The following is a 20,417-nucleotide window of genomic DNA, read 5'->3' on the forward strand; positions in this document are numbered from 1 at the left end:
AATCAACACCCCAACTTTACTTAATTATGACTTAATCAGAATTAAAGAGAGCTCGGTTTGCCAGTAAGAATTTTGAATAAAGGCACACCACAACGCTCATAACAGCTCTCATCCCCTAAATTGATTAGCCGAACTGTGAACTCCATCACCCATTTATTCGCCTTATCGCCATCGATAGCTGTAGACACCTCCGCCTTCTGGACACAGCTTCCCATGCTCGCTCGCAGCTCACCCGATAGCTTGCGACCGAAGGGTCGGCGAAAAAATAACGGATAACCAGCGGTTATATTCGCTATAAGGCGACAAGGATAAACGGGATTTATAGATTGAAACTGTTGAAAGCTGATTTCCAAGCTGCGGTTAACTCGGGCTATTCAGGTCATATCACTCTTTGCAGGTCATAACGACAGCGATAAAGGGGAATGTGCCCATCCGGGTATTCCATCCCCTCCAACAGCTTGTACGGGATGATATTTCCGCCGCGTTAAACGCACGCTGCTTTCATCGCCCATTTTGTGTACCAATTCACATCAGATTAGGAGTGGAGCCAATAATGGCCATTCAAATAAACAAAATAGCCATGAGCCTTGCCTTAATGGCCACCGCTGGTAGTGCCACAGCAGCCGCCAAGCCCAATATTCTTGCCATCATGGGCGATGACATCGGCTACTGGAACATCAGTGCCTACAACCAGGGGATGATGGGCTACCAGACCCCAAACCTGGACAGGATCGCCAATGAAGGGGCCCTCTTTACCGATCACTACGGTCAGCAATCCTGCACCGCCGGCCGCGCCGCCTTCATTACCGGTGAAGAGCCATTCCGTACCGGTCTGCTGACCATCGGCATGCCTGGATCCACTCACGGCATTCCGGATTGGGCCCCCACCATCGGTGATCTGCTCAAAGAGCAAGGTTACATGACGGCTCAGTTCGGCAAAAACCATTTGGGCGATCAGAACCAGCACCTGCCGACCAAGCACGGTTTCGACGAGTTCTTCGGCAACCTCTATCACCTGAACGCGGAAGAGGAACCGGAAACCTACTACTACCCGAAAGATCCGGAGTTCAAGAAGAAGTTCGGCCCACGCGGTGTCATCAAATCTTCTGCCGACGGCAAGATTGAAGATACCGGCCCCATGACTCGCAAGCGCATGGAGCATGCTGACGAAGAGTTCCTCGAGTCCTCGCTGGCGTTCATGGAGAAAGCTGTCAAGGCCAAGAAGCCCTTCTTCATCTGGCACAACGCCACCCGCATGCACGTCTGGACCCGTCTGCAAGAGAAGTATCAGGGTAAATCCGGCGTCAGCATCTATGCCGATGGCATGCTGGAGCACGATGATCAGGTGGGGATCCTGCTCGACAAACTGGACGAGCTGGGGGTCGCCGACAACACCATCGTGATCTACACCACTGACAACGGCGCCGAGACCGTCAGCTGGCCGGATGGCGGCACCACCCCATTCTATGGCGAAAAAGGCACTACATGGGAGGGCGGGATGCGGGTTCCGCAACTGGTTCGCTGGCCGGGCGTGATCAAGCCTGGTAGCAAGGTCAACGCCATGATGGCCCATCAGGACTGGATGCCGACCCTGTTGGCCGCTGCCGGTGTACCGGATGTGAAAGAGAAGCTGGCCAAGGGCTACAAGGCCAACGGCAAACAGTGGCGGGTGAAACTGGACGGTTACAACTTCATGCCGTACCTCGCCGGAAAAGCCGACACCTCCCCGCGCAACTCCATGCTCTACTTCTCCTCAAACGGCGAACTCAACGCCGTGCGCTGGAATGACTTCAAGCTTAACTTTGCCACTATGGAGGGCAACATCACCGACGCGGCGCGTGTGACTCCAAACTGGCCGCAGATCATCAACCTGCGCGCAGATCCGTTCGAGAAGGCACCGCATGAGTCAGGCATGTATCTGCGCTGGATGGCAGACAACATGTGGCTGTTCGTACCTGCACAGGGGATCCTGAAAGAGTTCTTCGACACTCTGCCCAACTACCCGATGCAACAGAGCTTCCAGATGAACCCGGCCAGCATTAGCTCCCAGAGCCTGATGCTCAAGGGCAAACTGGCAGAGCTGGACGCACTCAAACAAAAAGTCGCCACCATCAAGTAAGGCGGTGACTCCAACGCCCATCACTCTCTGGTGGGCGTTTTCAATTTCCAGCCGGCTCGCCCCGAACCAGCTGGAAAGTGAAAACCCGTTGGCCCCTCCTAGCCCAATCTCTGTCTCGTTAAATGTACCCTGTGGAAAACCCTATGAACCCCTTGCAACAACAGATCTCGCAACTCATCGAACAGGTTGGTCACAGTGTGGTCGGCCAGTCCCATGTGATCCGCGCCCTGGTCATCGGCCTGCTGACCAATAGCCACGTGCTCCTTGAAGGTTTGCCCGGCACCGCCAAGACCCGCTCGGTCAAGGCACTGGCAGAAGCCCTCAATACCAGCTTCGGCCGCATTCAGTTCACCCCCGATCTGCTCCCCTCGGATGTAACCGGCACCGAGATGTATCAGGAGCGTGACGGAGCCCACCAGTTGCGTTTCCAGCCAGGCCCCATCTTCAACAGCATCGTATTGGCCGATGAAGTGAACCGCGCCCCCGCCAAGGTACAAGCGGCGCTGCTGGAGGCGATGGCCGAAGGCACCGTCACCGTCGGTGACAAGAGCCATCGCTTGCCCGAGCTCTTTATGGTGCTGGCCACCCAGAACCCCATCGAGCAGGAGGGGACCTACCCACTGCCAGAAGCCCAGATGGACCGTTTTGCCCTCAAGGTCTCAGTCGCCTACCCCGATGATGAGGCAGAGCTTGCCATCATTCGGCTGGTACGGGCCGAAGAGCGCGGTACCCGCCAGCAGAACGAGGGGTTCGCCCCCCTTTCCCCTGAACTCATCTTGCAGGCCAGATCAGAACTCTCGGCCATGACGGTCTCACCGCTGGTGGAGCACTACATCATTGCGCTGGTCATGGCGACCCGACACCCCGATCGCTACCCGGCCACCGGGCTGCCACAGTGGATTGCGGTCGGCGCCAGCCCCCGCGCATCCATTGCTCTGGACAAGTGCGCCCGCGCCTATGCCTGGCTGCAAGGGCGCAGCCACGTGCTGCCCGACGATGTGCGCGCCATGGTGCCCAGCGTGCTTGGCCACCGCTTTACCCTCAGCTATGACGCGCTGGCAGATGGGGTGGATCACCAGCAGGTGGTGATGACTCTGCTCGATCACATCGTCATCGGGTAAGCGATACCATGACACCTCGCTCCTTATCCCATGACAGGCTGACACAGGGCGGGCAACCGCCCAGTGGTGACCCCCGTATCCACTGCGACTACCTGACACTGGTCCGGCTACAGGGGCTGGTCGGCCAGTTTTCACTGCTGCCCCGGCTAAACAGCGGCAACCAGCTGTGCGGCCGCCACCCGTCACGCTTTCGCGGCCGTGGGCTCAACTTTGAAGAGCTGCGCCACTATCAGCAAGGGGATGATATTCGCACCCTGGACTGGAAAGTGACCCTGCGTACCGGCCGCCCCCATGTGCGCAGTTATAGCGAAGAGAAAGATCGTCACGTGATCCTCTGCGTTGATCAGCGCAGTTGCATGTTCTTCTCCTCGGTGGAGGTGATGAAGTCGGTGGTGGCCGCCGAAGTCGCCGCCCTGCTCGGCTGGCAAGTACTCAAAGAGAGCGATCGGGTCGGGCTCGCCATTTTGCACTGCGATGGCGTGGAGTGGCTGCGCGGCCAGCGCTCCCGTGGCCACTGGTTGGCAGGACTGCGCCAGCTCTGTGCCGCCAATCATGCTCTCTCGGCCACCAGCCGCGACAGCGAGGCGACCGGTCTGGCCCCCCTGCTGGCGATGCTGGGCCGCCTCAAGTTGAAAAATACCACCCTGATCTTTCTCAGCGACTGGGCAGGCGTCACCGAGGCCGACCTGACCCGCCTCGGTTACTTGCAGCAGCACAACGATGTGCTGGCACTGCACATCGCCGATCCCCTCGAGTCGACCCTGTCGACCACAGCCGCTGACGCCAGCTGGGTAGTCGGCGATGGCCAGTACCAGCTCAATATTGCTCCCCACCAGATCCCTGTGCTGGATCAGGGGCTAGCCCGCCAGCAGCAGCTGAAAAAAGATCAACTGCTGCGACTGATGGCCCTCAAGGGATTGCCGCTTATCACCCTCGACACCGGTGGCCACCACCTCGCCCGCCTCATTACCGCATTGGGAGGAGATCGCTGATGAACCACAAGCTGCCCGGCACCTATATGCTGCGCGAATTGCAGGACGTGACCGTACCACCCACCATCAGCTGGCAACCGCAAACCGCAGGCTGGCTGCTGCTGGCGCTGAGCCTGGGGGCGCTGGCGCTGCTCTGGCTCTATCACCGGGCACAGGGCTGGTGGCAACAGCGTTACCGCCGTGAAGCGCAGGCGGCCCTGCGCACGATCAACTGGTCTGATGCCGGGGCCAGTCTGGCGCTGTTTCACCTGATCAAGCAGGTGTTGACCCACCTAGATCCCCGGCACGGCAAGCTGTTTGGCATGGCATTGCTGCAAACCCTCGACAATGCCATGGCTGATAGGCAGCCCCGTTTCGCTACCGAACTGGGGGAGCGCTGGCTGGTATCGCTGGTCTGTGATCAGGTGGTGTTAAGCGTGAGTGATCAGCTCTGCCTCGTTTCCCTCTGCAACGACTGGCTTGCCCACCACCAGACTCCAATACAAACAGCCTCGTTGGCGACGGAGGCCCATCATGCTTGATGCCGGTCTCGAGTTTTCCCACCCCCACTGTTTCTGGCTGCTGCCCCTGCCGTTGCTGGTGTTTCGCCTTATTCCGGCCTATCGCACCCGGCAGAGTGCCATCAAGGTGCCCTTCTTCGACCTGCTGATCGACCTGCTGGATGAGCCGCCGCGTGAGGGGGCAACCCAGCTGACTGCCAGCTGGTGGCAACGGATCGCCCTGATCACCGTTTGGCTACTGACGGTGGTGGCGCTGGCCAAGCCCACCATCTATGGCCCGCCTCAGGTACGCGAGCGGTTCGGGCGGGATGTGATGATAGTGCTGGATCTCTCCGGCTCCATGGCCGAGACCGACTTCTCTACCGACCCCGGCAAGTCCCTCTGTCGGCTCGACGCCGCCAAAGAGGTGCTTAAACAATTTGCTGCAACGCGCGAAGGAGATCGACTCGGGCTCATCCTGTTTGGGGATGCCGCCTTTCTCCAGGCGCCGTTTACCGCCGATCTCGACACCTGGCAAACCCTGCTGCAGGAAACCGATGTCGCCATGGCGGGTCAGAGTACCCATCTGGGGGATGCCATCGGCCTGGCAATCAAAGTGTTCAACAACAGTGATCGCCACGGGCAACAAGACCAGAACAGCGCCAAGCGGGAGAAAGTCGCCATCATCCTTACCGATGGCAACGACACCGGCAGTTTTGTCAGCCCGCGGGATGCGGCCCGGGTAGCCGCGGTCAAAGGTGTGCGGCTGCATACTATCGCCATGGGGGATCCGGCCACCGTCGGCGAACAGGCTCTCGATCTCGATACCCTGCAACAGTTGGCGACCCTGACCGGCGGCCAGTTGTTTCAGGCTCTTGATGAGGTGCAGCTGACGCGCGCATATAAGGTGATCGGTGAGCTGGAGCCACAACGCTACGAAAGCACCCGCTTTCAGACCCGCGAAAGCCTGCACCTTTACCTCATCTCCGTCAGCGTCGGCCTCTATCTCACCCTCTTTTCCCTGTTGACCCTCAGGCGCTACCGCCTGCGCACTGCTCTCTCAGGAGACACGCCATGATGGATCCTCTCTACTGGCAACAGCTCTGGCTGAATGCCCACTTTCTGCGCCCCTGGTGGCTGCTGGCCTTGATCCCCCTTGTTGCAATCCTGCTGCTGCGCTGGCACATGGATGAAGCGAACAACTGGCAACAGCGGCTGCCGCCCCATCTGCGCGAGGCGCTGACGCTGGGGGACACCGGCTGGAAAAAGAACCTGCCCCTCAAGGTGCTGGGGCTGCTGATGGGGCTGGCCATCCTGATCTGTGCAGGGCCGACCTGGAGCCGTGAACCCTCCCCCTTTGGCGAAGATCAGGGCGCCCTGCTGATCCTGCTCGATAACAGCGACTCCATGCTGGAAACGGATATCGCCCCCAACCGGTTGACGCGGGCCAAACAGAAGATCAGCGATCTGCTGGCGACCCGCGATGGCGGGCGCAACGGGCTGGTGGTCTTTGCCGGCTCGGCCCACACCGCCATGCCGCTGACCCGTGACAGTGCCGTCTATGACCCTATCCTCGCCGCCATCCGTCCCGAGATCATGCCTAAAGCGGGCAAGCGCACCGAACAGGTGATCCCGCTGCTCACCGAGCTTCTGGCCGATGAGACCGGCAGCACCGTTTTGCTGGTGAGTGATGGCATCAGCCCCTCCGCCATTGCCCCCTTGGCTGACTATTTCCGTGGTCAATCCCGTCAGCTGCTGATCCTGGCCGCTGGCGACCCGGCACTGAGTGGCAAACGCCCGCTGGAGCTTGCCTCATTACGGCGACTGGCCAGTGACAGCGATGGCACCCTGCTCACCATGACGGTAGATAATGGCGACGTAGAGCGCATCAACCGGGGGATTGAACGCAACTTTTTGATCCACAACGACTCCCTGATGCCCTGGCAGGACATGGGTTACTACCTGCTCTTTCCTGTCGTCACCCTGCTGCTGCTCTGGTTTCGCAAAGGCTGGCTGGTGCAGTGGGGTCTGGTGGCAGCCATCAGTCTCTCCCTGTTACAGACGACGCCTGCGCAGGCCACCACCTTCTCGCTGGCGCCCGCAGAGCCGACAGAGCCTGCGATCAATCACTGGGCAAAGGAGCTGAAACAGCAGTGGTTAAACCTCTGGCTCACCCCGGATCAGCAGGGGCAGTGGTACTTCCAGCAAGGTGACTATCTGGAGGCGGCTAAACACTATGAAGATCCCTTCTACAAGGGGGTGGCCTACTACTATGGCGCCGAGTTTGCGCTGGCCCAGTCAGCATTCCTGCAAGCCGACTCCGAACAGGCTCTGCTCTATGCCGGCAATGCCCTCGCCAGACAGCGTGAGTATCTGGCCGCCCGGCGGCTGTTCCGGAAACTGGCTGACGAGGCCAGCGACCCGAGCGTGCGCCAATCAGCCGCCCACAACTATCAGGTGATGAACGGGATTGTTGACGAGATCAACCGCGCCAGTCAGAGCCAGACCGGCACGCCGGATGGACCTGATCACTCCAGTGAACTGCCCGATGAAGAGCCACGCAGTGCCGACGGGGCGGAAGAGACAGTGGCTTCATCCCTGATGGCGCGCGAAACCCTGACCGCGGATCAGATCCTGGCCAATCCGGCGCAGGCCGAAAAGTGGCTGCGCCGGGTGGAGTCTGATCCCGGTGACTTCCTGCAAGCCAAATTCCGCCTCCAGCTACACGCGCAGCAAACGGGCGCAACCGCCCGTCCTCGTTCGGCCACCCACAAGGAACCTACCCATGTGCAACCGGCACAATAAACTCCGCCACTGGCTGTGCAGATATATGGCGACCGCTACCCTGCTCGGGGCCGTGCTGCTCACGGTCGGGGCACAGGCTGCCGAGGCCGCTGATGCGACTGACGCCACTCAGGTGACCCTCAAGAGCTGGCTGAAAGATCAGGGGGAGGAGAAGCGCCCTTATGCCGTCAACCAACAGGTCACCCTCTATCTGGAGCTGGCCACCAACCGCTGGTTTACCGCGGGTACCCGCATCGGCCAGTTCGAGCTGCCGGGGGTCATGGTCAAGCAGCGCAGCGAGCAGGCGACCAACTTCACCCTGCGCCGCAATGGCGAGACCTGGTCGCACCAGCGCTGGGAGCTGATGCTCTATCCCCAGCAATCCGGCCAGTTCGAGATCCCCGCCATCGTGGTGCGGGCCACCGTGGCGCGCCCTGAAGGGGGCTCCCGGCAGATCACCCTCACCACCCACCCTCAGCGTTTTGCCGCCGCTCTGCCCGATCCTGCCCTGACGGTCGGCGGGCGTTGGCTGAGCGCCAGCAATCTCACCCTGAGCCAGCGTTGGCAGCGCTCTGCGGATGACCATGCTGACGGCGAGCTGCGGGTAGGAGATGATATCACCCGCACCGTGACCGCCAGCGGGCAGGATACCCTCTCGGTGCTGATCCCGCCGCTGATCACTCCGCTTGCAAGCGATGGGCGGGTACAGGACTATCCGGCGCAAGCCCGACTGAACGATACCCAGGAGCGGGGGGAGTACCTCTCGACACGGGAAGATCAAACTACCTATATCGTGCAGAGCGGTGGTGAGTTGACCCTGCCCGCGCTGGAGCTTGCCTGGTGGAACAGCCAGACTGGCCAGTTGCAGACCCTGACCCTCCCTGGGCAGACCCTGCAAGTGCGCCACACTCCCGCCTCCTGGCTGGCGGCCTACTGGCATCAGTTGCTCGGAGTAGCCGGTGGTATAGCCCTGCTGGTGCTGGCACTTCTGGCTATGGCCCGTTACTACCGTCACCACCCTCGCCCGCTCGGCTGGCAATATGGGGCCGCCATCTGGTGCAGGCAGTGGGGGGCGGTGCGGGTACTGGCCTATCGCTATCTGCGGGCCAAGAGGGGTTGGCTGGAACTTAGCCGTGTCAGTTCCGATCCGGTTTGGCAGCAACAACAGGCTGTATTCCAGCAAGCTCCCCTTGATCGGGCTGATGCGCTCAGGATGGGCTGGCGCCTTCTGGTGCGCCTGCAAAGGCGACGGGGCACCTGTCTTGGCAACATCCGTTCACGGTTGGGCCACATTGTCGGCTGGCAAGCGGCCCTGCCGGAATTGCCCCCCCTGACTGGCAAACCGACCTCAGCGGATCAATCATCCTGCAACGTAAACAGATAAATAAAGTGCGCCATGCAACAACCAGCCCTGCACTGGTTGTCCCACTTTGCCCACTTCATTACACTGCCAAAGTGGGATACATGCTGGCTGCCACGCCACCTGACTGGCGTGGCAGGTTCTCCCTCCGGCTACCCGGCAGTGCCAAGGCAGTGTGATTTTTCCACGAACATGTAACGAGGCCTCTCTTGTTAGACATCCGAAGTACCGAGCTGAACCTGATCCCGATCTTTGTCGCCATCTACGAAGAGCGCAGCCTCTCCCGGGCGGCGACACGCATGGAGATCAGCCAACCCGCCGTCAGCAAGGCCCTCAAGCGACTGCGGGAGATCTACGGCGATCCTCTGTTTAATCGCAAGGTCGTGGGGATGGAGCCCACCTCGTTTGCCATCGACATCTATCCGGCGATGGCGGCCGCGCTGAAAAACTTCAGCTCGACCCTCTCTACATCGCGCACCTTCAATCCACGCACTTCCCAGCGAGTCTTCTCCATCGCCTGTGTCAGACTGGTCAGCGTCCAACTGGTTCCGGCGCTGCTGTGCAAGATCCGGGCACACGCCCCGGGTATTTCGCTCGAGGTGCATCCCCTCTTTACCGAGGATATGGAGAGTGACCTGCGGATGCAGCGTTATGATCTCATCATCGACATGACCCAGAGCGGGCGCAGCATGCTCAAGAGCGAGGTGCTCTATGGCGAGCAGGTGAAGGTGGTGTGTGCCAGCAACCACCCGCGACTGGGCAGCGACTTGACGGCGGAGGCCTATTTTACCGAGGAGCATGTGGCGTTGGCCCAGTGGCAGGTCAGAGGCAGCATGATCACCGCCGAGCACCTGCCGCAAATGGCCAACCGCAATATCGTGGTACGGGTGCCGACCGCCATGGAGATGCTGCCCATCATTGCGTGCAGCGAGATCATCGGAGTTTTGCCCACCTCCATCATAAATACCTTTGCCGGCATGTATGATGTGCGGGTACTCCCCTTCCCCTTCGAGGAATCAGTATTCAGCCTGTCGGCCATCTGGCATCCCAGCCGGACCACCGAGGCGGGCCACCGCTGGCTGCGCCAGCAGCTGTTCGAGGTGGTCAGCGAGCTGGGGCTGACCACCTCCATCGATCAGCCCTAGCGGGCATCTCGCACCAGTCGCAATCCCATGTCAGCCATCATCACCGACTGGCTGGCAAAATCACGCCGGAAATTTTCAGACAATTCAGCCTCATAGGCGTAGCTGCCGCCTCGCACCGACTTATGGGCGAGGTGGCTCTTGCTCTCCTGGGCATTGTTCGGGTTCTCTTGAGGACTGTGGCGATAGAAGGTCTCTTCATAGGCATCAGCCACAAACTCCCCCACATTGCCGGTCATGTCGTATAGCCCCAGCTCGTTGGGCTTTTTCAGCCCCACCGGATAGGCGCGATTCTTGGCGTTGCCGCTGTACCAGGCCACTTCGTCAATCTGATCGGAGCCGCTGTAACGATAGCCTTTACTCAGCTTGCCCCCCCTGGCTGCATACTCCCACTCAGCTTCGGTGGGCAGGCGGTAGTGAGCGTCGGTCAACTCATTGAGCCTTGTCACAAACAGATTGGCCTGTTGCCAGCTGAGGTTGTTGACCGGTACATCCGGCGCCTGGAAATAGCTGATGGAGGGGCCCATCACCGCCTCGAACAGGGCCTGGGTCACCTCGAATTTTGCCATGTAGAAGCTGTTGAGCGAGACCGCATGCTGCGGCCCTTCGCTCGCTTTGGCGGCAGGGTCGTTGGAGCCCATCTCAAAACGGCCCCCTTCCACCAGCACCATGTCCGCTTCAACCTTCTGTCGCAGCGGATGGAGCGGCTGGTTGCCCTGTTTGACCGAGAGGGTGCAGCCGGCCACCAGCAGGGTGGTCGCCAGCAACGGAATTGCGAATTTGAACGGTATGATCGTCATAACCTGACCTGTGCAGTAAGAGAAGTGGCAGCCATCACTGGCCAGCGGAAACCGGCGGCGTGCTCGTCTTGCTCGCGCGCTTGCTATTGAGCTCGGCCAGCACCTCGGGGGGCGCAATCTTGCCAAGTTCACTCATGCAGGCGTCGCTCTTGGGGTGATCGTGGCGAAGGTAGATATCGCACACCGCATAGAGCTGCTCCGGCGCGCCGGAGATCCGGTAGGCCAGCTCGAACGAGCCGATGGCTTTCTCGAGATCCAGCGGCTCTTGCAGCACCCCGTTGAGATACCAGAAGTAACTGTTATTGCCAGCGAGCTCCGCCGCCTGTGCCATGGTGACTGCAGCTTCGCTCTTCTGATCGAGGCGCACCTGGGTCAGCGCCTTGGCGTAATGGAGGTTGGCATTCTGTGGCAGCGCAAGAATCCCCTTGTTGAGCAAGGCCAGCGCCTCGGCATCCCGTTGCTGGGCCCGCAAGTTGTCAGAGAGACCAAGCCAGATCAGGGGATTATCGGGCTGATTGGCCAGCAGTTGTTCGTAGCTTGCCTGCGCCTTGTCCCACTGCCGGGTCCAGCGATAGAGATCTGCCTGCAACAGCTGCTGCGCAGGGTCCTGCTGCCGGGCGAGATACTCGCTCAACTCCGCCAGCGGCTGGCCAATGGCGCTCAGTTGCCCCTCATTCATGGCGCCATAATCGCGAGCCAGATTGAGGGTAGCGGCGCGGCGAACCTCGGCACTGCTGTCAGCCAGCAGTGGTGAGAGCAGTCGCCAGCGGTGCGCAAACTGATAGGGATCGGCGGCAATCACCGCCGCTTCGCGCACCAATGCGCGCTCATCACGCAGGCTTCTGGCCACCGCCACCAGACTGTTCTGGTTCGGATAAGCCGCCAGCTGGCGCAGGGCATCGGCCCGATCCACCGTTGGCAGGGAGATATCCTGCGCACTGTAGGCCCACTGCTGGATCTGGGCGGCTGAGGGCGCACTGGCCGCCACGGATGCAGTGGGTGCCCCATTCGCTGATGTGGTGACTGGCGGCTCAGGGCTGGCTACCGCCAGTGCTGGGCCAGACAGGGTCATGCCAAGGGCCAGCCACAAGGCGCCCATGGTGCCGGAGCGGGTGTGACGGAACTCGCAGCGACTCAACATGCTCTGCATCGCTTATTTCCTCTGACCATGTGTCATGACGCCGTTATTCATCCCCGCATCACGATACTTGCCATGGGCCACAGGGTAACCGGCACGGCGCAGGATATAGGCCATCGACTGATCGATATGGCTGAAAAACTTGTACCAACCGGCACAGAGGTAATTCAGACCTGCCTCCCCTTCGTGGGTGCGAATAAAGCGGTTCTTCGGGCACTCCCCATAGCAGGCAAACTGGTAGTCACACTGCTGGCATTGGCGGGTCAGGCTGCGCGATTTGGCAAAGCCGAACGCTTGCTGGGCGGGCGAATACGCCAGCTCACTGAGCGGCTGATGGTGGATATTGCCGATCTTGTACTTGGGATAGACATAGTGGTCACAGGCAAACACATCGCCGTTGGGCTCCATCGCCAGCCCCTTGCCGCAGATCTCCCCCAAGGTACAGAGGGGGTTCTTGCGTCCCATCCAGGTCTCGACACTCGCCTCGAAATATTGCACGAAGACCCGCCCCAGATCCCGCTGCACCCACTCATCGAAAATGGTGATGAGAAAATCCCCCCACCCCTCGGCCGAGACGCACCAGGGCTCGACCACCGAATTTTTGTGCCAGGGATTGAGGCGCTTGTCCCCCTGCTTGAGTTGCTCCTGCGGTTGCCAGGTCTGGGGCGCGGTGGTGCGAAAACTCTTCTGCTCGACGATGGGGATAAACTGCATCTGGGGCGACTTCACCTCATCACGCAGGAAGCGATAAACCTCCAGCGCATTCTTGCTGGTGAGGTTGTTCACGCAGGTCAGGGTGGCAAACTTCACCTTGTATTTGTGCAACAGCGCCACCGCCGTCATCACCTGATTGAAGGTACCGCGCCCGGCTCGGTTGACCCGATAGGCGTTGTGAAGCAGCTCGGGGCCATCAATGCTCAGACCGATGAGAAAGTTGTTGGCGGCCAGAAATTCACACCACTCATCGTTGAGCAGGATGCCGTTGGTCTGCAGGTCGTTGGCAATCACCACCCCTTGCGGCTGGTATTTGCGCTGCAACTCGACCACTTTGCGAAAATAGTCGAGCCCGAGCAACGTCGGCTCGCCCCCCTGCCAGGAGAAGATGATCTCGGGGGTATTCTGCCCCTCGATATATTGACGGATATAGGTCTCAAGGGTCTGCTCATCCATCTGGGGCGAACATCCCTTCTTGTATTCCAGCAGATCCTGCTTGCTGAGGTAGTAGCAGTAGGTACAGTCGATGTTACACACGGCCCCGATAGGTTTGGCCATCACATGCATCCGCTTGGATGCCTTGCCGTTGAACTGTGGACCCTGAGTAATCACCATAACTGCACCACCTGCAAAATTGCTGTTTTGAGGCCTGCAGTCTAAAGGCTCCCGCTGTCACACGCTGGTTATACCCCTTATAACCAGCGGATATGGGACCAGGCTAACATTCTGGTGTCATAAAAAATCATCGCATCCTACGAGATAAATTGGTCGTATAGTCCCGGTGAGCAAGACAGAAGTGCATAAGATATCGGGAGAAACCGCCCAATAAACCGCCACCTGCACGGCTCGCCCTTCGTTCTGCCTGCGCTATGGTTTACCATGCAGACAATTGTGGTGCCTGGCACCGCCCACCCTAGCGCCAGGCGCTACCGTCATCGGATACCTCATCTCGAGCAACATGAGCAAAACAGCACACGCGGGCAACGAGCCAACATTCTACTTCCACGTTTTGCAATATGTCTTTTTTAATGACCTGATTTATAAAGGTTTATGGCTCTAACGCTGATGAGAGTGGTACACAATTGGGACGTGGTGAAATTTGAGGGGCATTGCTACAGATAGTAACACTCTTCGACTGAGCAACTTAACCGGCAGGATTTCATCCGTTTTTGCCATAATAAAGCCAAGCCAGACCTGTCCAGTTGTTTCATATTTGAAACACCACATGCAGAAGTTCGTGGACATAAACTGCAGAGGTTCATTTTCCTGTTATATTTAAATCAGTTGCTGAAAAATTCAAACAGCCTCACTCGAGCCGGAAAGGCTCCCCCATGTATAAAGCCCCCACCAGCAGACCATAAACAAGCCGCACTCGCTCATCCCGCCCCAGCAGTAAGCCGAGCAATACCTCGCCGCTGGCCGAATCGTCCCCATGCCAGAACGGCTTCTACCACATCCAGCCAGCTGGCATGGCCCAGCTGATTGCGAGACTTGCGCCGCCAGCGCCCGCTGTTCCATCACGCTTACCGTGAGTCCATCCAGCTTGGCTGACGACAGCCCCCTCTCCCCGCAGTAACTTGTCTAGCAGTAACGCCAACAGGCGAAATATATCCTGATCTTCAAAGCGGGCAACCTCCCCCAGCAAATCGGCAGCACCGATCATTAGTTGCTCACACCCCTGGTTAACAGGCAGTAACGTGCGATCCAGCCGATGTTGTTCGTTATGGAGAGCCAGTGCCGCCATAACCGCCAGCGGTGAAGTCCCCCCCTCCTGGTTCTGCGCACCTTTGGCTAGTAAGGAGGTCAACTCCATAACCCGCTCGGCTGACAGCAGGCAACAGCTTCCCCCAAGGCCACCTGATCCGATCCCGGCGTCAATGTCATGACACTCCAGTGATGATTGATAATGAAGCAAGGTTGGCTCACCGTGATGCATGGAAACTGCAAGCTACGAGAAACACGCCCAACAAGACCATGGGACCGGCAACAATCGCAATGGCTATTCCACCAAGCGCCTAAAAGGGCAGCACGGAGAGGTCACCATCCAGGCGCCTCGTGACCGTAACTCGTCCTTCGACCCCCAGTTTGTCCGCAAAGGCCAGTCCCGCCTGACCCAAATGGACGACCAGATCCTCGCCCTCTACGCCAGGGGCTTGAGCACGCGGGATATCGTGGACGCGTTCAAAGAGATGTATGACGCCGACATCTCGACGGGGCTGGTATCGAAAGTGACCGAGCGCGTCATCGAACAGGTCCACGAATGGCAAAACCGGCCGCTGGATCCGCTCTATCCCATCGTCTATCTGGACTGCATCGTGCTGAAGATCCGCGCGAACCAGCGGAGGATCAACAAGTCGCTCTATCTGGCACTGGGCATCAATATGGAGGGTCACAAGGAGCTATTGGGCCTGTGGCTAGCCGAGACCGAAGGGGCAAAGTTCTGGCTGTCGGTCCTGACCGAGCTGAAGAACCGCGGTCTGGAATACATCCTGATTGCATGTGTGGACTGTCTCAAGGGCTTCCCTGATGCCATTCCCAATGCCGTGGAGTATCCCCCCAGACCAAGGTCCAACTGTGTATCGTCCACATGGTGCGCAACTCGCTGCGCTATGTCTCCTAGAAGGACTACAAGGCGGTGACGGCGGACCTGAAGCAGATCTACCACTCTGCGACGGAACGTGAAGCTCAGCAGGCACTAGCGGCCTTCGGCGAGCGCAGGGATAGCCAGTACCCGCAAATAACGCGCTCCTGGCAGGGTAACTGGGATAATCTGATCACACTGTTCGATTATCCCCCGCCATCCGGAAGGTGATTTACACCACCAATGCGATCGAGTCACTGAACAGCGTGCTGCGTAAAGCGACCAACTCTTCCCAACCGATGACTCGGCGCTAAAAGTGGCGTACCTTGCGATACATCAGGCCTCCAAGAAATGGACCATGCCGATCCAGAATTGGAAGCTTGCCCTGAATCGCTTGATTATCAAGTTCGGAGATCGCCTGAACGGTCACCTGTAATGGAGTGGGCAGTTACACAGAATTATTTACAGGCCCGGCAAATCACAACAACCAGCTTTCCCCCCATCTCTCAGATTAACGCTTCTCAATTTCACTAAACCACTCCCCGGTACTCCAGTTACCGGTATTCTGGCTCGTCCTGACCCTGACCGGAGAATTTATCAACCGGAGCGCCTTGTCATGAACATACATCGCGCTCTCCTTGTATCTACCCATACTCATTTTTAGTAACTTATCTGCGTTATTGGTGATGATCACATACCCATTTCAATCACACAGCGAGTCAACACCCCAAAATCATGCCAAACAAAACCACTCATCATTAATCCATACTGTAACGTTTAACAACAACCGCCGCAGTATTACGCGACTGAACACCACGGCATGATTAAACACGAAATGTGCTGCTATCAGTTGCACAGCAGTGGGCTGGGCTTACCACAGGAACTGACAAACAGGCCCTTGATCGCCCGGGTGGCGGCCACATGCAGCAGTGCCCGCTCATTAAACAGGGCATCGCGCTGCTCAACCGGATCGTCGGATTGAATGGCTCTGGGCTCTGGCACTACGCCATCGTTGATGCCGGCAAGAAACACATACTGAAACTCCAGACCCTTGATGCGGTGCATGGTGGCGATGCGCACCCCGGGGTGCGCCACACTGTCGGCACTATCCTGGCCCAGCACAAAGGTAGTAATGCCGGCGTTGTTGAGCTCAGAGGTATATCGCTCATAGGCATACTTGGTGCGGGCGGTCAGACAGATATCGGTATCTGGGGTGCCCTCTTGCAACAACGCTTTGATCTGCTCAGCGATGGTGGCTGCCTCTTGCTTAAAGTCAGCATGATGGGTCACCAGCGGCGCCTCGCCATGCATCAGCGACAAATAATCTTTATCAGTATCCGACTCGCCATCAAGGTTATCAGTCGGCACCCCATTCAACAGCGCCACGGCGAATTTACGGGTCTCTTCGGTGGTGCGGTAGTTTATCTTGAGTTTCTTGCTACGCCGACCACGCACATTGATACCACACTGACCGAGCACCACCTTGTTGCGATAGATGCGCTGATGGCCATCACCGACGATAAAGATGTCGTTTTCGCCTTCGGGGATGAGATGGCGCAACAACACAAAGGTGGGTGCGCCCATATCCTGCGCCTCATCGACCACCAGATATTGATAAGGCAGTTGCACCTGTTTCTCTTTAAACAGCACCACAGCCTCAAGCATGGCATCGTGCATTTCGCGCAACTTGGCACGCGCCATTTGCGCCCGATACTCTTCAAATACCGGCCATATCTTGGCTCGCTGCAAGCGCGAAATGGCCGAGCCTCGCCCTAAACGGCTGACCTTGAAGTAATCCTCGCGGCTGTGAACCCCATTGGGCTGCACCACACGATGCCACTCTTCCAAATAGAAATTCTCTGGCAAATTGAGGTCAGTGGGCAGCTGCTGCAGTGCATACTCCCAGCATTTGCGGCGCGCCGGATCGCCGTCATACACCACCCGAAAATCATAACCGTGGCGCTTTAGTTGATCGGTCAGCCAGCCATCGATATGGATCACCTCAATTTTGGCCAGCTCTTCACGGCTGCATAGCCGCTGCAGGTTGGCACGAATATCGGCCGCTAGGTTTTTGGTGAACGTAGTGAACAGCACCTTTTTGCCGGGCGCGGCTAACAAACGCTGCGCCAACCAACGGGCTCGGTGCATGGCGACCACGGTTTTACCGGTACCAGCACCGCCCAGCACCCGCACCGGACCATTGGCGTGCGCTTCCACCAGCTTGCGCTGGCTGGGGTGCAAAAATACCCGCCATTTTTCCAGCGGGGCATTGAGCATTTGCAGCAGCTCCTGCTCGCTCTCCACCACGGAAAAGTGCCGCTGGCTGCGCTTAATCGCCTGTTCGAAATCGTCGGTATCAACCTTCACATCCGCGGCGTCATTAAACTCGGCCAATACCTCGTCATACTCCAGCCCTTCGGCCAACCAATAGAGCGGCTCCCAGGCATCGGCCGGCATCCCCCCCTCCAGCTGGTAGAGCTCGCTCAAGTTGGTCAATGCCATCACCCGATTCAAAAACAGCGCCGGCACCCCGAGTGCCATGATCTGCTCGGTCGAATAGTCGGCAAATAACGGGGTTGGCTTGAATGCGATGGGCAGATCAGGATCGTCCAGCGGTGGCTGCACAACCAAGCTGGTATCGATCACCTGCAACGCGCCTGTAGCGGGGTGAATTTCACACTTATGATTTTTAGCCCAAGAATAAGCATCATCATGCTTATCTACCCACAACATCATATAGAGATTGCCCTGCTCGGGTTTGAGCACAATGCCGCGGTAGTTCTGGTCGATGCGCACCGAATGCACATTGGCGCTGCTGGTATCGTGAATCTTTTCGTAGTTAAGCCCCTTGCTGGTGGGGTCATTACGAAACTTGGCAAGAAACTCCATCACCTTTTTTTGTTGTGCTTTGGGGATCTTGGTAAATGAAGTTAAAAAGCCATCGGATATGGCAACTTTCAGGGATGGCAGTGTCATGCCTTACCTCCTGTGACTAATTGGGTCAGGGTGTCGATAAGTTCAGCGTCAAGTTCGCCATGGGTCAGTTGCCAACCTTGCGTGATGAAAGCGTCAGCTTGCTGATCGTGTACAAAGCAATGGGCGCGGTGTAGCGCTGGCCAGGCCAGATCGGCCTCGGCGATGATGGCCCCTGCTTCATCTTGAAGGGCATACCCCACCTCGGGCACCGGCAGTGGTAATCGTTGCAACAGCACAATCTGCTGTTGACTCAACACTTCCAGCTCTGCCAGTTCTTGCCACTGCGCCAGCACCCCAGCATCCAAAGTGGCATCCGGCGTGGTGCAGTCTGGTGTCGCTGTGGTGAGCAACGTGTCCACTGGCCTCGGAACCTGCCCGATGTTATTACGGACAGCGTTGCGGCTGGTAAAGGTCATATCAGGCAGCCACTGCAGCAGATTTACCAAACGCCAAAAACCGGTTAAACCGCGTTCATAGTTATCGGCCAAGGGATTTTGGTCATCAAAACACAGATGTAAGCGTAGGGCTGCATGCAACTGATCCGGGGTGATCGGATTGATTAGGCAACGCTGGGGCAACACCGAGGCCAGCTCGATAAACGGTTGAGAGCTGGCCAGGGCATCAAGCAAGCCTCCAAACACAAACGGCTCATCGGACAGCAACTGCGCCTCACGCCATGCCGGGGCATTCTCATGCATCTCATAGGCAAACTTGTTGCAAATCCCGGCATCTTGGGACTTTTTCACCTCCAGCCATACCCAGGCATGGGCGGCCGCCAGTTTTTGCCAGAACTGCGCCTGAGCACGGGGATCTTGCACATAGGTCAGCAGCAGTTCGAAGCTGTTACGCTCACGGACTTCACTCTCCAAGGTGGCAAAGGTGGTGGTATGGAAGCGGTTATAAAACTGCGGTGCCTTCATATCGAGGTTATGGTGCAGTCCCAACACATCTTGCAAATGTTTGCAGCCAGGTTGGGTTAAATCGCGCCAGGTCAGCGTCCATACCCCATAACGACCGCTATCGCGAATGGCCTGTCGCTTTTGCACATCATCCACCACGCTCGCCTTATGAAAGGCAAAGCCATCGAGAAAAATCGCCAGCGGCTTGCACTGGGCGATATGCACCAGCGGATAGAGCACAAAATCAGGGCGACAGGGAATACCAACCCCCTGTTTGGGGCCCAGATCGACCTGCGTTTTCAGCTGCCAGCTCAGAGAGGGGCTGCTGCGGGTATTGATGATCCAACCGTCGCCCTCATGGGCATAGCTGCGGCTGACGACCAACTCTTTGCTTTGCGCCAACACATCAATAAAGCGCTTTTCCAGTTCAGAGCCCATCATGGTATCGAGCGGGATCTGATTGATACTGTTAATGCGTTGCAACTTGTCGCGTACCGCGAGGATCTGCCCCAACAGCAAACGCGCCTTATCGCGCGATACGTACTGCATCTTGCCGCGCTCTCGGTAGGCATACACGCAGCGATAACAGCCATCTTTACTGGCATCCTGATTACAACCGCAGTCGCACAGCGACTCGTAGGCCAATTGCAATAGTTGCAATAAGTTATCGGGCTCGCGCATCAGCTCCTTGAGTGAGCCCGTGCCGCCCGGCACGGTATCGTAGATCACCAGATACTGGCGCCACGAATCCCCCTCATTTTCCGGCTCGCGATAAACCACCCCCTTGAGGTGATCGACACTGCCCTTGAAGTAGTGCTTAAGCCCCAGCTGGATTGCAGCCCCTAACGAGGCTTCCACTGTCGGATCACTACTATAACTGCTCACCGGCAGCAAGATGCGCACCGCCTCGGATTCCAGCTGACGATAGAGATAGAGATAATCTTCAAACTGCGCCTTCTCAGGCGTGCTCTTGTATTTACAGCTCAGATCGTGCTCTTTGCGTGGATCTTGATTCACCGGATGTTGCACCATGCCGCAGCCCAAACAGACCTTAAAGCCGCTGCAACGTTTAATATCACCGGCGATGCTCAGTTCCAGCGCATCTTCAGTCTGCTTGCCAAAGTTGATATCACGCAGGGTCACCTTGCTTAAAAACTCAAAACCAAACGGCACTTCTCCGTCGCTGATCGCATAGGCTGCGGTCACATCCTTAGGCTCATAACTCACCAGTAATTGGCGCTGATAAAAGGCCGGTTCTCGGCTATCGGACTCATCGCCAATCTGGCTGTCACGAGCACTGGCGCGGGCATAG

General features: G+C 58.1%; 13 protein-coding genes and 1 pseudogene. 9 read left to right on the forward strand and 5 right to left on the reverse strand.

Annotation, left to right across the window (positions count from 1 at the left end; translation table 11 throughout):
- Positions 1-580 precede the first annotated feature (580 nt).
- The 8 genes from ACTG27_RS06660 to ACTG27_RS06695 all read left to right on the forward strand — a co-directional run bounded on the left by ACTG27_RS06660 (position 581) and on the right by ACTG27_RS06695 (position 10,000).
- Positions 581-2,119, forward strand: a complete 1,539-nt coding sequence (locus ACTG27_RS06660) for an arylsulfatase (RefSeq protein WP_227273598.1) — start codon at positions 581-583, stop codon at positions 2,117-2,119.
- 143 nt (positions 2,120-2,262) lie between these two features.
- The gene (locus ACTG27_RS06665; RefSeq protein ID WP_439979347.1) at positions 2,263-3,240 is read left to right on the forward strand and encodes an AAA family ATPase; all 978 of its coding nucleotides are present in this window, start codon (positions 2,263-2,265) and stop codon (positions 3,238-3,240) included.
- An 8-nt stretch (positions 3,241-3,248) separates the two neighbouring features.
- The gene (locus ACTG27_RS06670; RefSeq protein WP_439979348.1) at positions 3,249-4,232 is read left to right on the forward strand and encodes a DUF58 domain-containing protein; all 984 of its coding nucleotides are present in this window, start codon (positions 3,249-3,251) and stop codon (positions 4,230-4,232) included.
- Positions 4,232-4,753: a DUF4381 family protein gene (locus ACTG27_RS06675; protein ID WP_244775285.1), complete on the forward strand. Its 522-nt coding sequence runs from the start codon at positions 4,232-4,234 to the stop codon at positions 4,751-4,753. The genes ACTG27_RS06670 and ACTG27_RS06675 overlap by 1 nt, the downstream gene beginning before the upstream one ends.
- The gene (locus ACTG27_RS06680; RefSeq protein ID WP_439979349.1) at positions 4,746-5,789 is read left to right on the forward strand and encodes a vWA domain-containing protein; all 1,044 of its coding nucleotides are present in this window, start codon (positions 4,746-4,748) and stop codon (positions 5,787-5,789) included. Before ACTG27_RS06675 ends, ACTG27_RS06680 begins: the two co-directional genes overlap by 8 nt.
- Complete coding sequence (locus ACTG27_RS06685; protein ID WP_439979350.1) at positions 5,786-7,516, forward strand: VWA domain-containing protein; 1,731 nt, start codon at positions 5,786-5,788, stop codon at positions 7,514-7,516. The genes ACTG27_RS06680 and ACTG27_RS06685 overlap by 4 nt, the downstream gene beginning before the upstream one ends.
- A 25-nt stretch (positions 7,517-7,541) precedes the next feature.
- Entirely contained in the window at positions 7,542-8,879 is a 1,338-nt protein-coding gene (locus ACTG27_RS06690; RefSeq protein ID WP_439979351.1) for a BatD family protein, read from the forward strand.
- A 185-nt stretch (positions 8,880-9,064) separates the two neighbouring features.
- Positions 9,065-10,000 (forward strand): LysR family transcriptional regulator, encoded by a 936-nt coding sequence (locus ACTG27_RS06695; protein ID WP_439979352.1) that lies wholly within the window; start codon positions 9,065-9,067, stop codon positions 9,998-10,000.
- Here the strand turns inward: ACTG27_RS06695 and ACTG27_RS06700 are convergent.
- The 3 genes from ACTG27_RS06700 to ACTG27_RS06710 are packed head-to-tail and all read right to left on the reverse strand — an operon-like array spanning position 9,997 to position 13,264.
- Complete coding sequence (locus tag ACTG27_RS06700; protein ID WP_439979353.1) at positions 9,997-10,797, reverse strand: formylglycine-generating enzyme family protein; 801 nt, start codon at positions 10,795-10,797, stop codon at positions 9,997-9,999. The genes ACTG27_RS06695 and ACTG27_RS06700 overlap by 4 nt on opposite strands.
- 34 nt (positions 10,798-10,831) lie before the next feature.
- The gene (locus ACTG27_RS06705) at positions 10,832-11,947 is read right to left on the reverse strand and encodes a tetratricopeptide repeat protein (RefSeq protein ID WP_439979354.1); all 1,116 of its coding nucleotides are present in this window, start codon (positions 11,945-11,947) and stop codon (positions 10,832-10,834) included.
- A 3-nt stretch (positions 11,948-11,950) separates the two neighbouring features.
- Positions 11,951-13,264 carry an anaerobic sulfatase maturase gene (locus ACTG27_RS06710; protein ID WP_206874584.1) on the reverse strand — a complete coding sequence of 438 codons (1,314 nt, stop codon included), beginning with the start codon at positions 13,262-13,264 and terminating at the stop codon, positions 11,951-11,953.
- Between the two features lie 1,334 nt (positions 13,265-14,598).
- Between ACTG27_RS06710 and ACTG27_RS06715 the strand changes: the two are divergent.
- Positions 14,599-15,666, forward strand: a pseudogene (locus ACTG27_RS06715) (IS256 family transposase); the annotation flags it as partial.
- A 410-nt stretch (positions 15,667-16,076) separates the two neighbouring features.
- On the opposite strand, the gene ACTG27_RS06720 reads toward ACTG27_RS06715, so the two are convergent.
- Positions 16,077-18,206 carry a UvrD-helicase domain-containing protein gene (locus tag ACTG27_RS06720; RefSeq protein WP_439979355.1) on the reverse strand — a complete coding sequence of 710 codons (2,130 nt, stop codon included), beginning with the start codon at positions 18,204-18,206 and terminating at the stop codon, positions 16,077-16,079.
- Entirely contained in the window at positions 18,203-20,137 is a 1,935-nt protein-coding gene (locus ACTG27_RS06725) for a DUF1998 domain-containing protein (protein WP_439980502.1), read from the reverse strand. Before ACTG27_RS06725 ends, ACTG27_RS06720 begins: the two co-directional genes overlap by 4 nt.
- Positions 20,138-20,417 lie beyond the last annotated feature (280 nt).

Origin of the sequence: Aeromonas sp. 97A (assembly GCF_051919185.1) — a bacterium.
Taxonomy (GTDB): Bacteria; Pseudomonadota; Gammaproteobacteria; order Enterobacterales; family Aeromonadaceae; genus Aeromonas; species Aeromonas veronii.

Excerpts from the sequence above, each read along its gene's own strand:
- ACTG27_RS06660 (WP_227273598.1), top strand. The coding sequence starts at position 581 with ATGAGCCTTGCCTTAATGGCCACCGCTGGTAGTGCCACAGCAGCCGCC.
- ACTG27_RS06690 (WP_439979351.1), top strand. The coding sequence starts at position 7,542 with ATGGCGACCGCTACCCTGCTCGGGGCCGTGCTGCTCACGGTCGGGGCA.
- ACTG27_RS06725 (WP_439980502.1), bottom strand. The coding sequence starts at position 20,137 with ATGGTGCAACATCCGGTGAATCAAGATCCACGCAAAGAGCACGATCTG.
- ACTG27_RS06720 (WP_439979355.1), bottom strand. The coding sequence starts at position 18,206 with ATGACACTGCCATCCCTGAAAGTTGCCATATCCGATGGCTTTTTAACT.
- ACTG27_RS06670 (WP_439979348.1), top strand. The coding sequence starts at position 3,249 with ATGACACCTCGCTCCTTATCCCATGACAGGCTGACACAGGGCGGGCAA.
- ACTG27_RS06680 (WP_439979349.1), top strand. The coding sequence starts at position 4,746 with ATGCTTGATGCCGGTCTCGAGTTTTCCCACCCCCACTGTTTCTGGCTG.
- ACTG27_RS06685 (WP_439979350.1), top strand. The coding sequence starts at position 5,786 with ATGATGGATCCTCTCTACTGGCAACAGCTCTGGCTGAATGCCCACTTT.
- ACTG27_RS06705 (WP_439979354.1), bottom strand. The coding sequence starts at position 11,947 with ATGCAGAGCATGTTGAGTCGCTGCGAGTTCCGTCACACCCGCTCCGGC.
- ACTG27_RS06700 (WP_439979353.1), bottom strand. The coding sequence starts at position 10,797 with ATGACGATCATACCGTTCAAATTCGCAATTCCGTTGCTGGCGACCACC.
- ACTG27_RS06675 (WP_244775285.1), top strand. The coding sequence starts at position 4,232 with ATGAACCACAAGCTGCCCGGCACCTATATGCTGCGCGAATTGCAGGAC.
- ACTG27_RS06710 (WP_206874584.1), bottom strand. The coding sequence starts at position 13,264 with ATGGTGATTACTCAGGGTCCACAGTTCAACGGCAAGGCATCCAAGCGG.
- ACTG27_RS06665 (WP_439979347.1), top strand. The coding sequence starts at position 2,263 with ATGAACCCCTTGCAACAACAGATCTCGCAACTCATCGAACAGGTTGGT.